This is a genomic window from Neisseria sp. P0021.S006, from assembly GCF_051956895.1.
In genome coordinates this window covers 1-13,012 of sequence record NZ_JBQCWZ010000046.1, presented here as the reverse complement: position 1 = coordinate 13,012, position 13,012 = coordinate 1, and the positions used below count along the sequence as shown (strand labels likewise).

13 protein-coding genes are annotated in these 13,012 nt (G+C 50.7%); 6 read left to right on the top strand and 7 right to left on the bottom strand.

Features of this window, described 5'->3' with window-relative positions; translation table 11 throughout:
* From ACTHUM_RS09450 to ACTHUM_RS09435, 4 genes are all read right to left on the bottom strand, one after another.
* A partial coding sequence (locus ACTHUM_RS09450; RefSeq protein ID WP_440402833.1) for a pyruvate formate lyase family protein occupies positions 1 to 1,490 on the bottom strand: 1,490 nt, incomplete at its 3' end.
* 302 nt (positions 1,491 to 1,792) lie between these two features.
* Complete coding sequence (locus ACTHUM_RS09445) at positions 1,793 to 3,091, bottom strand: adenylosuccinate synthase (protein ID WP_049336775.1); 1,299 nt, start codon at positions 3,089 to 3,091, stop codon at positions 1,793 to 1,795.
* Positions 3,092 to 3,134: 43 nt separating this feature from the next.
* Positions 3,135 to 4,292, bottom strand: a complete 1,158-nt coding sequence (locus ACTHUM_RS09440; protein ID WP_049336776.1) for an ATP phosphoribosyltransferase regulatory subunit — start codon at positions 4,290 to 4,292, stop codon at positions 3,135 to 3,137.
* A 321-nt stretch (positions 4,293 to 4,613) separates the two neighbouring features.
* Positions 4,614 to 5,417, bottom strand: a complete 804-nt coding sequence (locus ACTHUM_RS09435; protein WP_003680807.1) for an outer membrane protein assembly factor BamD — start codon at positions 5,415 to 5,417, stop codon at positions 4,614 to 4,616.
* Here ACTHUM_RS09435 and rluD point away from each other — a divergent pair.
* The 6 genes from rluD to ACTHUM_RS09405 all read left to right on the top strand — a co-directional run bounded on the left by rluD (position 5,416) and on the right by ACTHUM_RS09405 (position 10,177).
* On the top strand, positions 5,416 to 6,540 hold the full coding sequence (rluD, locus tag ACTHUM_RS09430; protein ID WP_070695639.1) for a 23S rRNA pseudouridine(1911/1915/1917) synthase RluD: 1,125 nt from the start codon (positions 5,416 to 5,418) through the stop codon (positions 6,538 to 6,540). The genes ACTHUM_RS09435 and rluD overlap by 2 nt on opposite strands.
* An 82-nt stretch (positions 6,541 to 6,622) precedes the next feature.
* A complete protein-coding gene (gene pgeF / locus ACTHUM_RS09425) occupies positions 6,623 to 7,393 on the top strand; it encodes a peptidoglycan editing factor PgeF (RefSeq protein ID WP_070695640.1) in 771 nt (256 codons plus the stop codon).
* A gap of 120 nt (positions 7,394 to 7,513) precedes the next feature.
* Positions 7,514 to 7,993 (top strand): LPS-assembly lipoprotein LptE, encoded by a 480-nt coding sequence (locus ACTHUM_RS09420; RefSeq protein WP_070695641.1) that lies wholly within the window; start codon positions 7,514 to 7,516, stop codon positions 7,991 to 7,993.
* On the top strand, positions 7,993 to 8,994 hold the full coding sequence (gene holA / locus ACTHUM_RS09415) for a DNA polymerase III subunit delta (protein WP_070695642.1): 1,002 nt from the start codon (positions 7,993 to 7,995) through the stop codon (positions 8,992 to 8,994). Before ACTHUM_RS09420 ends, holA begins: the two co-directional genes overlap by 1 nt.
* Positions 8,995 to 9,141: 147 nt before the next feature.
* On the top strand, positions 9,142 to 9,561 hold the full coding sequence (locus ACTHUM_RS09410) for a hypothetical protein (RefSeq protein WP_070695643.1): 420 nt from the start codon (positions 9,142 to 9,144) through the stop codon (positions 9,559 to 9,561).
* 91 nt (positions 9,562 to 9,652) lie between these two features.
* Positions 9,653 to 10,177 carry an RDD family protein gene (locus ACTHUM_RS09405; RefSeq protein ID WP_070695644.1) on the top strand — a complete coding sequence of 175 codons (525 nt, stop codon included), beginning with the start codon at positions 9,653 to 9,655 and terminating at the stop codon, positions 10,175 to 10,177.
* 94 nt (positions 10,178 to 10,271) lie between these two features.
* Here ACTHUM_RS09405 and ACTHUM_RS09400 read toward each other — a convergent pair whose 3' ends face one another.
* From ACTHUM_RS09400 to ACTHUM_RS09390, 3 genes are all read right to left on the bottom strand, one after another.
* Complete coding sequence (locus ACTHUM_RS09400) at positions 10,272 to 11,507, bottom strand: beta-ketoacyl-ACP synthase (RefSeq protein WP_440361121.1); 1,236 nt, start codon at positions 11,505 to 11,507, stop codon at positions 10,272 to 10,274.
* Positions 11,501 to 12,229, bottom strand: a complete 729-nt coding sequence (fabG, locus tag ACTHUM_RS09395) for a 3-oxoacyl-ACP reductase FabG (RefSeq protein ID WP_070695646.1) — start codon at positions 12,227 to 12,229, stop codon at positions 11,501 to 11,503. Before fabG ends, ACTHUM_RS09400 begins: the two co-directional genes overlap by 7 nt.
* Before the next feature lie 65 nt (positions 12,230 to 12,294).
* Positions 12,295 to 12,783: an ApeP family dehydratase gene (locus tag ACTHUM_RS09390; RefSeq protein WP_141754823.1), complete on the bottom strand. Its 489-nt coding sequence runs from the start codon at positions 12,781 to 12,783 to the stop codon at positions 12,295 to 12,297.
* Between the last annotated feature and the right edge of the window lie 229 nt (positions 12,784 to 13,012).

Sequence of the window (13,012 nt, the reverse complement as noted above, 5' to 3'; positions counted from 1 at the left end):
ATGTTCAGCGCGGTAACGTATTGGGTTGCCAACCAATCCATGAATTTGTCCATGCGCTCAAAGACAGTGTCGTAGTCCAAAACTTCGTCCATAATCGGCTCGGTTTTCGGACCAACTTGCTCTTTAGATTTCTCGTCCACGCCGCCATTGATTGCGTACAGCAGAGTTTTAGCCAAGTTGGCGCGTGCGCCGAAGAACTGCATTTGTTTGCCGACCACCATCGGGCTGACGCAGCAGGCAATGGCGTAGTCGTCGCTATTGAAGTCAGGGCGCATCAAATCGTCGTTTTCGTATTGGATGGACGAAGTATCGATGGATACTTTGGCGCAGAATTCTTTAAAGCCTTGCGGCAGTTGTTCTGACCACAATACAGTGATGTTTGGCTCAGGAGACGGGCCCATGTTGTACAGAGTATGCAGCACGCGGAAGTTGGTGCGGGTTACCAAGGTACGGCCATCCAAGCCCATGCCACCGATAGATTCGGTTGCCCAAATCGGGTCGCCGGAGAACAGTTGATCGTATTCCGGAGTACGCAGGAAACGGACCATACGCAGTTTCATCACCAAGTGGTCAATGAATTCTTGCGCTTGGGTTTCGGTAATCACACCGTTTTTCAGGTCGCGTTCGATGTAGATGTCCAAGAATGAAGATACACGGCCGAAAGACATCGCCGCACCGTTTTGAGATTTAACGGCAGCGAGGTAGGCAAAGTAAGTCCATTGGATGGCTTCTTGTGCATTTTTTGCAGGGCCGGAAATATCGTAGCCGTAAGAAGCTGCCATTTCTTTCATTTGGTTCAATGCTTTATATTGCTCATTGATTTCTTCGCGGCGGCGGATCACTTCTTCCAAGTCCACACCGTTTTCCAAATCGGCTTGCAGTGAGTTGAACTGGTTGAGTTTGTCTTTCATCAAGAAGTCGATACCGTACAATGCCACGCGGCGGTAGTCGCCGATAATACGGCCGCGGCCATAAGCATCCGGCAGGCCGGTAATCACGCCTGATTTGCGGCAGCGGCGGATGTCGGGCGTATAAACGTCAAATACGCCTTGGTTGTGGGTTTTGCGGTATTTGGTGAAAATTTCGCTGACTTCGGGATTCAATTCAACGTTGTACACTTTGCACGCGTCTTGCACCATTTTCAAACCGCCAAACGGCATGATAGAGCGTTTCAAAGGCTCGTCTGTTTGCAGGCCGACAATGGTTTCCAAATCTTTGTTGATGTAGCCTGGAGCGTGGCTGGTAATACCGGAGACGATTTGCGCGTCGATTTTATACGGCTCGTGTGTACGGTTTTCAACCTTGATACCTTCCATCACTTCCGCCCACAGTTTGGTTGTGGCTTCGGTTGCTGGTGCCAAGAAAGAGGCATCGCCTTCATATGGCGTGTAGTTTTTTTGAATAAAATCGCGGACATCTACGTTGGTTTCCCAGTTGCCACCGACAAAACCTTCCCAAGCGGCTGGACGTTGCTGAACATCATTTGACATATCAAGCTCCTAATTTTATTGAAAATATAGACTGTAAATTTTCTGAAAGGATAACATCAATACCCATTTATTTACAGGGGTTTTTATGAAATAAAATTACAGATTTGGTTTTTCTTGATTTACGTCAATGAGAATAATTGTTACTTGGCACTACATCTCACTTTCCAAACATTCGTACTTAAAAACAGCGTAAAATACAAAATTCAGCCCTGAAGACAGGTGTTCTTCAGGGCTGAGTTTTTATTGCATTTTATATAAAAGGCCGTCTGAATTTTCAGACGGCCTTTTATTCACTTAATCAATTAAGCAAACGGATGATGCAAAACAATGGTTTCTTCACGGTCAGGACCGGTTGAAACAATGGCCACAGGCGCACCGCACACTTCTTCAATACGTTTCAGATAAGCTTTAGCGTTTTCAGGCAGCTTGTCGTACTCTTTCACACCGAAAGTCGACTCGCTCCAACCCGGCATGGTTTCATAAATCGGTTTGCAGGTTTCTACCGCATCGGAGCCGCAAGGCAGAATGTCGGTTTTGCTGCCATCAGGCAATTCATAACCTACACAGATATTGATATTCTCAATACCATCCATCACGTCCAGCTTGGTAATGCACATGCCGGAAATGCCGTTAACTTGAATAGAGCGTTTCAGAGCAGCTGCGTCAAACCAGCCACAACGACGCGCACGACCGGTTACGGAGCCGAACTCATGGCCGCGTTCAGCCAAGCCTGCGCCCACTTCGTCAAACAATTCAGTCGGGAATGGGCCGGAACCCACGCGGGTGGTATAGGCTTTAACGATACCCAAAACGTAATCCTGCATTTGCGGGCCCACGCCTGCACCGGCAGAAGCGGCACCTGCCAAGCAGTTGGACGAAGTTACAAACGGATAAGTACCGTAGTCGATGTCCAGCAACGTACCTTGTGCGCCTTCAAACAACAGGCTTTCGCCTTTGCGGTTTTTCTCGTTCAAAACACGGGAAACATCGGTAATCATCGGCGTAATGCGCGGTGCAACTTTTTCAATGACCGCCATCACATCTTCAACTTTTACCGGCTCGGCATTGTGCAGGTGTTGCAACTGAACATTGTAATAAGCCAAAACAGCTTCCAGTTTTTCAACCAGTTTTTCAGGGTGCAACAAGTCCACCACGCGAATCGCGCGACGGGCAACTTTATCTTCATAGGCTGGGCCGATGCCGCGACCGGTTGTACCAATTTTGCTTTTACCGCGGGAAGCTTCGCGTGCTTGGTCAAGCGCAATGTGGTAAGGCAGAATCAATGGGCAGGTTGGCGCAATTTTCAGACGGCCTTCGACGTTTTTCACACCGGCAGCGTTCAATTCATCGATTTCACCCAACAATGCTTCAGGAGAAACGACAACGCCTGAGCCGATGAAGCAGTCCAAAGTCTCGTGCAAAATGCCGCTTGGAATCAGGCGCAAAATGGTTTTTTTGCCACCGACGACCAAAGTATGGCCGGCATTGTGGCCGCCTTGGAAACGTACTACACCGCTGGTTTCTTCCGCCAGCCAGTCAACAATCTTACCTTTGCCTTCATCACCCCATTGGGCACCGATTACGACAACATTTTTAGCCATAGCCATCTAACCTTATTTCAGATACAAAATTTCAAAATAAAACTCAATCGTTCAAAGCGATTACTTTCCAAACGCCGTCTACCTGTTTCAGACGGCCTGTAACCTCTTCCGAACCGTTATAGCCGATACCGTAATCGATAACGACACATTGTCCTTGTTCGCGCAAAGCATCTACCGCTTCTTGAGCTGCGGGCATGTCTTTTACATCAACAGCCACCACGGATTCCCGTCCGATAGCAGGAAGGCGGCCGATGAAGCTGCGCAAATCAAAACTGAATCCGGCTGCAGGACGCGCTCGTCCGAAGTATCCGCCCAATCCGTCATAACGGCCGCCACGTGCCACGGCATCATGACGGTTTGAACCATAAGCCGCGTAAAGCAAACCGGTGTGGTAATTGTCAACGCGCAGTTCCGACAAATCTATATGCACTTTTTGATTTGTGAACGCATCGCATACTGCCTGCAATTCATCCAAGGCCGCACTGACTGCGGACAATTCCGGTAATTTCTCACGAGCCACAGTCAGCACTTCACGACCACCGTACAGTCGGGGCAACAATGAAAACGCTTTTGCCCACATACCGTCAAGTTTCCACTCTTTAACCAACTGGCTGACAACCTCGGCATCTTTGTCCTGCATCGATGACAGCAGGGTTGCCGATTGCTGCTCATCTAAATGCGCGGCATTTGCCAAAGCACGGAATACGCCGATATGGCCCAACGAAAGCAAAACTTCGCCCATGTCGGCAATCTTCATGCTTTTCAGCATCAAATCAATCAATTCAATATCCGCTTCAATGCCTTCCAAGCCATACATTTCCGCACCTGCCTGTAAAGGCTCGCGCATATTGAGCAATCCGTCAGGCCGCGCATGAAGCACCGAACCGGCATAGCATAAACGGTTGATGCCCTGGTTGGCAGAAAGCAAGTGGGCATCAATACGCGCCACCTGCGGCGTAATATCCGCGCGGATACCGAGCTGACGGCCGCTAAGCTGATCGACGACCAAAATGGTTTTCAAAGACAAACCGGCATCGATATGCGTCAATAAAGAATGGCTGTATTCCATCAATGGCGGTTGCACCAATTCATAACCATGCACGCGGAACAAAGCCAACAGCCGCTCACGGGCGCTTTCCAATTGTCGCGCATTGGTCGGCAATACGTCGGCGACGTGTTCAGGAAGCTGCCAAGACTTCATGAGAATCTACCTCTGTTTTTTGTAAACACAAAGGGCTGCTTAAATTTAAAACCAAATCAGCCTGACGACTGAAATTTTCCTGAATGCATCGATGGCACATCCGATGCGGCTTCAACAAAACTGATTTTAAATTTAAACAGCCCCTGAGTGACGGCTTCAAACCGTCGAGTTATTAAAATCAGACTTTACCATATTAAAACAAATTTTGCACCCTGTTTGCAGGAAACGTAAAAAAACATTAAAAACAAAGGCCGTCTGAAAACCAAATGCATAGATGCATCATTTTCAGACGGCCTTATTCATGCCTGAACAACTCGACGCTTAACGCCAGTAACGCCACCAAGGCATATCGTCAGATCGCCATTCGTGTTGCAAGAACGGGCTTTGCGGGAAGTTGGTTTCCAAAACACGGCGTGTATCGGCAGCCAGTTGCGGCTTGTCCAGTTTTTTGTATGCCAATTCCATCATCGCCAAAGCTTCTTCGACGTAACGGGTATTTTGGTAACGGCTAACGATTTTTTGCGCACGGTTGGCCGCTGCGACATAAGCACCGCGTTTCATGTAATAACGCGCCACAGATATTTCGTTACCACCCAAAGCGTCCACCAGTTTGGCCATACGCTCGGTTGCATCGGCAGCGTATTTGCTGTTTGGATAACGTTGAACCAACTCGGCAAACGCCTGATAAGCATCGCGGTTGGCTTTCGGGTCGCGGTCGGACCAGTCTTGGGAAGCCAGCTTGTTCAAGAAAGACTGGTCTTCGTTAAACAGGACCAAACCTTTCAAGTACAGCGCGTAGTCCATATTCGGATGTTGCGGATGATGGCGTTGGAAGCGCGCAATGGCAGCCAAGGCTTTTTCCGGCTCATCGTCTTTATAATAGGCATACGCCGTATCCAACTGGGACTGCTGGGCATAGCGGCCGTTTGGAAAACGGGATTCTAAAATTTCGTATAACTTGACAGCTCGCGTATAATTGTTGCTGTTCAACTCGTCTTGCGCTTCGGCATAAAGCTTTTCCACACTCCAATCTTGAGTAATTTGGGCGTCTTTATCGATTGTGCCTTTATTTGCGCAGGCACTCAGTGCCAAACCTAAAGAAACTACTAAAAGAATTTTTTTCATGCAGAATACTTCCTTTGATAACGAAGCCGATTATAGCGATGATTTAGACTTTCCGTCATCCCCTGAAACAGAAAGTTGTGTTAATTTGACCGTTCCGCTCGAAATGGCGGGCGGAAGGCTGGATGCCGTATTGGCCAAACTCATGCCCGACTACTCGCGCAACCGCCTGAGTTCGTGGATTAAAGAGGGTGCAGTCATTGTAAACGATAAGCCCGCGCAACCCAAAGATAAAATGATAGGCGGTGAATTGATTGCCGTTACGGTACGTCCGAGCGAAGAAAACCTCGCGTTCACGCCCGAACCGATGGATTTGGACATTATTTACGAAGACGATACCGTCATCGTCATCAACAAACCGGCCGGATTGGTCGTCCATCCTGCCGCAGGCAACTGGAGCGGCACCCTGCTCAACGGCCTGTTGGCGCACTGTCCCGAATTAAGCCAAGTGCCGCGTGCGGGTATCGTACACCGTTTGGACAAAGAAACCAGCGGTCTGATGGTGGTCGCTAAAACCCTGCCGGCGCAAAACTCACTGGTTCAACAACTTCAAGAGCGCACAGTCAAACGCATTTACCGTGCAGTCGCCAACGGCATTGTTCCTTTCGACGGCAAAATTGAAACCCAAATCGGCCGCGATCCACACAACCGCCTGAAAATGGCAGTCGTCAAATTTGGCGGCAAACCTGCCATTTCCCACGTCAAAGTGTTGGAACGTTATCTGGCGCACAGCTACATCGAATGCTCGCTCGAAACCGGCCGCACCCACCAAATCCGCGTTCATATGCGCGAAGCCAACCATCCGCTGGCCGCCGATCCTGTTTACGGCAACCTGCGCCATCCATGCAGCGATGCGGTTAAAGAAGCCATCAAAGCCCTCGGCGCGCGCCAAGCCCTGCATGCCTACCGCTTGAGCTTTGTACACCCGAAAACCGGCGAAACCGTTTCCTTTGAAGCGCCTATGCCTGACGATATGTACCACCTGCTTTCCGTCCTGCGTCTGGAAGCCGGTTTGGATTCGTCCCTAAGCAACGAGGAAGAATGGCAAGAGAAATTCGGCATGGACGATGACGACGATTGGAATGAAGACGACTACGATGTCGAAGTGGTTTATGTGAGGGATTAAATCCATTTTTCAGACGGCCTAAAATATTATTTTGAGGCCGTCTGAAATCAATCCGTTCCAATATTTCAGCGACTCAAAGATTATGAAAACCATCACAGATACCCTAAACCTCACCCCGCAAGGCAAAAATTTTTTAACTGCCGACTGGTCTGCTCCTGCCAATGTTAAAACGCTTATTACCACGCGCAACGGCGGTGTCAGCGAAGGCGTATACCGCAGCCTGAATGTCGGTTCGCACGTCGGCGACAATCTGGAAGCCGTGCTCCGCAACCGCGAAATCGTACAGGAACAAGTCGGCCTGCCCGTTGCCTACCTCAATCAAATCCACAGCACCATTGTTGTAAATGCCGTCGAAGCGTTAGGAAATACACCCGACGCTGATGCCTCGGTGGATACAACGGGAACAGTCGCTTGCGCTTCGATGACTGCCGATTGCCTGCCTGTCTTGTTTTGCGACAAAGCAGGGACAGTCGTTGCAGCAGCTCATGCAGGTTGGCGCGGTTTGGCCGGTGGCGTTTTGCAAAACACTATTGCAGCAATGAATGTCGAGCCGTTGGAAATCATGGCCTATCTCGCCCCTGCCATCGGCCCTGATGCGTTTGAGGTGGGACAAGATGTATTTGATGCGTTTTGCACACCCATGCCAGAAGCTGCAGATGCGTTTGAAGACATCGGCGGCGGCAAATACCTTGCCGACATTTACGCTTTGGCGCGCATGGTTCTGCACCGCGAAGGCGTGAACATGATTTATGGCGGCACCCATTGCACTGTCTTGGAGCGCGATACTTTCTTCTCCTACCGCCGCGACGGACAAACCGGCCGCATGGTCAGCCTGATTTGGTTGGAAAAATAAGATTTTCGCCATCAAAGACAAGGCCGTCTGAAAGACTTTCCGTTTACGGTTTCAGACGGCCTAAACATTATTCGTTATAATCCGACGATACCGTAACCGGTTTCAACGAAGGAATATCCAATGAAAAAAATCCTATTGCCTGCACTCGCCCTATTGCTTGCCTCTTGCGGTTTCCACCTGAAAGGCACAGGCGTGACTTCTCAGCCGCTGCCTTATCAAAACTGGCATGTAGAAGGCGGAGCCGTCATGCAAAAAGCGCTGGAAAATGCCTTACGCCGTGCCGACGGTCATCCGGTTAGCGAAGCCGAATCACAAATCACCCTGCGCGTTGTCGACTTTCAAAAACGCCGCGATATCTACACCATCACCCGCGCCGCCGCAATCAACGAATACCTGCTGGCCATGACCGTCAAAGCCCAAGCCTTCCGCAACGGCGAGCCGGTTGGCGAACCGCTGGAAATTAAGGTTCACCGCACCATGGACTACGCCGACAGCGAAGTTTTGGGTAAACAGGAAGAGGAAGAAACCATTTGGTCTGAAATGCGCATTGACGCCGCAGATCAAATCGTCCGCCGCCTGACTTTTCTGAAGGCGCAATAATGGCTGCCGCGCCCATTGAGAGCCTGCGCCCCGATACGCCGCTCAAACCGTTGTACATTATTCACGGCGAAGAGGATTTGTTGCGCATCGAGGCTTTGGATACGCTGCGCGCAGCCGCAAAAAAACAAGGTTATCTCAACCGCGAAGTCTATACCGCCGAAAACAATTTTGACTGGAACGAGCTGTTGCAAAGTGCCGGCAGCGCAGGTTTGTTTGCAGATTTGAAACTACTGGAAATCCACATTCCCAACGGCAAACCCGGCAAAAACGGAGGCGATGCCCTGCAAACCTTCGCCGAACGCCTGCCCGAAGATACGGTTACGCTTATCCTCCTGCCCAAGCTTGAAAAAGCGCAAATACAGTCCAAATGGTTTTCCGCATTGGCAGGCAAAGGCATCGTCTTAGAAGCCAAAGCCGTTGCGCCACATGCTTTGCCGCAATGGATACAGGGCCGTCTGAAACAGCAGGGTTTGGATATCGAACCTGAAGCACTCGCCCTTTTTGCCGAGCGCGTCGAAGGCAATCTTTTGGCCGCCCGTCAGGAAATCGAAAAACTCGCCCTGCTCCATCCTCAAGGCCATTTGATCAATATTGCCGACGCAGAGGCCGCGGTTGCCACCGTCGCCCGCTTCGACGTATTCCAACTGGCGGGCGCATGGATGAAAGGCGATGCCCTGCGCGTTTCCCGTTTGCTGGACGGTTTGGAAGAAGAAGGCGAAGAGCCGGTTTTGCTGTTGTGGGCGGTTTCCGAAGACATCCGCACCCTAATCCGCCTGACTGCCGCACTCAAGCAGGGACAAAACATCCAAAGCCTGCGCAACAGCCTGCGTTTATGGGGCGACAAGCAGACCCTTGCACCGATGGCGGCCAAACGCATTTCCATCAACCGCCTGCTCGACGCGCTCAAAACCTGCGCCAAAATCGACCGCATCATCAAAGGCGCGGAAGAAGGCGATGCATGGACCGAGTTCAAACAACTCGTTACTTCGCTGGCCGCCTAAAAACCGTTTCCACGCGTCAAGAAACTTGCACGCAATACGCCCCAAAAACAGAAAATACTGTAAAATAGCGTAAACTCAAATTCAGGCCGTCTGAACCTCGCATTTCAGACGGCCTCTTCCAGCAAAAAACAAGGAAACACCAACCATATGGATAATAAAACCAAACTTCGCATCGGCGGTCTGGCCCTGCTGACCACTGCCGTATTAAGCCTCATCATCGTTCTGATCGTCGACTCATGGCCGCTCGCCATCCTGTTGGCCGCCATCATCGTAGCCGCTGCCGCAGGCGGTTTCGTTTGGACTTCACGCCGTCAGCAACGCCAATTCCTCGAGCGCCTGAAAAAATTCGACATCGATCCGGAAAAAGGCCGTATCAACGAAGCCAACCTGCGCCGTATGTACCACAGCGGCGGCCAACATCAAAAAGACGCAATTACCTTGGTTTGCCTGTCACAAAAATGTTCCGTTGACGAAGCGCACGCCATCTTCAAAAAACGTCCGACCCGTCAGGAAATGAACCAAATGGCTGCCCAACAGGCACGCGGTCAAAAACGTCCACATCGTTAATCCTGACAGTAACAGGCCGTCTGAACATCCTATCCCGTTTCAGACGGCCTGTTTTTATTTCCATCAAACCCATTTCCGTTTCCATCGCATTATGACCCGTCTTCCTACCGCCCCACTCAAACGCCGCCTCGCCGCACTGGTTTACGAACTTCTACTGACCGGCGCCGTGACCAGCATTGCCGCCCTTGCAGCCGGTATTGTCGCCATCTTTCTCAATCCAATTTCCACGCGCCTGTCCATGCTGACAACCTGTCTGATTCTGTTCTACGCATGGTGGCTCTACTTCCGCGCCAACTGGGACAAAAAAGGCCAAACCCTCGCCATGCAGACATGGAAGATCGGTTTAGCCGATAAAAACGATACCCAACCGCCCCTACCACAACTGCGCCTGCGCTTTATTTGGGCTAGCATTTTTATTGTTTTCATTCCTCTATTTGCCTACGCCGGATTGCGCCATCTGCTCAATATCCCGCCTAAAGGCGCATTCGGTGCCGCGCTCATTTGGCTCATCCTGCCATGGGGCTTCGCCCTGTTCCATCCCGACCGCCAGTTCCTCTACGACTTCTTGGCCGGAACAAGGCTGGTGGATTTGAGTCAGAAGAAAACAAATGAATAAAATCCAAAAGCGGCTCAAGCTCTAAATGAAATAAAGGCCGTCTGAAACTCAAGATACGTTTCAGACGGCCTTTAATCATAACATCAAGCGATGATTATTCTTGCCAACGTTTGAACACCAGCGAAGTATTGACGCCGCCAAAAGCAAAGTTATTGCTGACCACATAATTGGTTTGAATCTCGCGTCCGCCAGTTTGGATGTAATCCACCTTGCCGCAACGCGGATCGATGTTTTCCAAATTAACAGTCGGCGCAAACCAGCCGCTGTTCATCATTTCGATGGTAAACCAGGCTTCCAACGCGCCGCACGCGCCGAGTGTATGGCCGAGATAGCTTTTTTGCGAACTCATAGGCACAAAACCAAACACCGCCCCAGTAGCCAATGTTTCGGCAATATCGCCTTTTTCGGTCGCCGTACCGTGGCCGCTGACATAGCCGACTATATCAGGCGTAATACCGGCGTCTTTCAGCGCAAGCTCCATACATTTTTGCATGGTTTCTTTTTGCGGCTGGGTAACGTGGCTGCCGTCGCTGTTGGCACCATAGCCGACAAGCTCGGCATAGATTTTTGCACCGCGCGCACGGGCGTGTTCCAATTCTTCCAATACGAAAATGCCTGCGCCTTCGCCGATGACCAAGCCGTCTCGAGCGTTGTCGTAAGGGCGCGGCGTCAGCTCAGGTTCGCCGTTGCGGCGGCTGGCGGCATAAAGTGAATCGAAAACATAAACTTCAGACGGACAAAATTCTTCGCCGCCGCCGGCCAGCATCATATCAATCAGGCCGTATTTAATCGCTTCGTAAGCATAACCAATGCCTTGGCTACCCGAAGAACACGCGCTCGAGGTCGGGATAATGCGGCCTTTCAAGCCGAAGAAAATACCGATATTGGCGGCAGTCGTATGCGGCATCATACGCACATAAGTATTGGCGTTGAAATTGCGCGATGTGCCTGTTATCAAAAGTTCGCCCATATCGCCGATGTCCTTGGTGCTGCCGACAGACGAACCGCACGCTACGCCCATACGGCCGTCTGTAATGCTTTCATCACCCAGCAAGCCTGCATCCGTCAAGGCTTGTTCCGCTGCATCAACACACAAATGCGATACGCGACCCATGCTTCTAAGCTGCTTGCGCGTCCAGTGTTCGGGAGGAGAATAGCCTTCAATCGGCGCACCCAGTTGCGCTTCCAATTCAGGAAAGCGTCCACTCCAGTCCATGTATTTGACCGCGTTTTTTTCGGCTTTAAAGGCCGTCTGAATACTTTGCCAATCACGGCCGAAGGCGGTAATACCGCCGATACCTGTTACTACGACTCTTCTGGTATTCAACACAAACCTCCGTTCACAGCAATCACTTGGCGCGTAATGTACGCCGCTTTTTCATCCATCAAAAAGCGCACCGCATGCGCCACTTCCTCGGGCAATCCCATACGCGCGGCAGGGATGGCCTTTAAGATTTCTTCGACAGGCACGTTCTCATCGATAATATCGGTATCGATAAGACCCGGCGCCACACAGTTGACGGTAATTTTGCGTTTTGCCAACTCAACTGCCAAGGCTTTTGCTGCGCCGATTAGGCCCGCTTTGGACGCGCTGTAATTGACCTGACCGCGGTTGCCCGTCAAACCGGACACCGATGCCATGCACACAATCCGTCCTGCTTTGCGGCGGCGGATCATCGGCATGGTCAAAGGGTGCAACACATTATAAAAACCGTCCAAATTGGTACGCAGCACCAAGTCCCAATCATCATCAGTAAACGCAGGAAACGCATTGTCGCGCGTCAGGCCGGCATTCAACACCACGCCGTAATATGTGCCGTTTACCTCAATGTCGGCAATCAAAATTTCACGGCAGGCTTCACGGTCAGATACGTCAAACTGCAACACGCGCGCATTTCTACCCAATGCACGGATTTCTTCCGCGACAGCTTCCGCTTCATCGCGGCGGCTGCGGCAGTGGACGACAATATCAAAGCCGTCCTGCGCCAAACCAAGTGCGACGGCTTTGCCGATACCGCGATTAGACCCTGTAATTAAAATAGTTTCACTCATACGTTTTCTCACTATATCGACAGGCCGTCTGAATCTTTGTCTTTTCAGACGGCCTTGTAAACGGTTTAAATGATTTGACCGTCTTTCGGACTGTACACATTTAAAGAGGCTTTTGCCAGCAAACCGTCCGGCGGCAACAGATGCTTCACATCTTCCGGCGCATCCGTCCAGCGCAACTCGCAATCAAATACGCCCATGCCGCCCAAATCCTGAATGGACACATGCGCCCTGACTTCCAACTCAATACCGACAGGCACTGAATCGGCAAACAAATCCAGCTTACGCGTTCCCAATAAAAAACCCAAACGGACAGGCTCTCCGGCCTTTAAAGCCTCAATGCCTGCAAACGCGCCTATGCCCTGCGCCATCAATTCCATATAAGCCATAGACGGCAACACGCCGTCCTGCAGCAAAATATGCTTATCGCCAACCGGCGCACGGCAAACCGTATAGTCATCGCCAAATTCTTTCACACAGTCGATAAGCACCATATGTCCGCTGTGCGGAAGCAGCGAAGCCACATCATAAATCGGGGCACTCGGTATTGAAGGCATAAAATGTCATCCGGGAATAAATTACGTTACAATATGCATTATAACAGAGCCTAGCTTTTACTAACTCATTTCATTACAATGTATGAAAATGTAAAACATTGAAAGACATCATGCCTCAAAACGTTTGCCGTTTCAGCTTCAATATCGCCGCATGGCAGGCCTCCTCCAGCAAAATCAGTACGCCGGAGCAATGGCAGGACTGGGCGCAGGGAAAACTCGATACCACCTC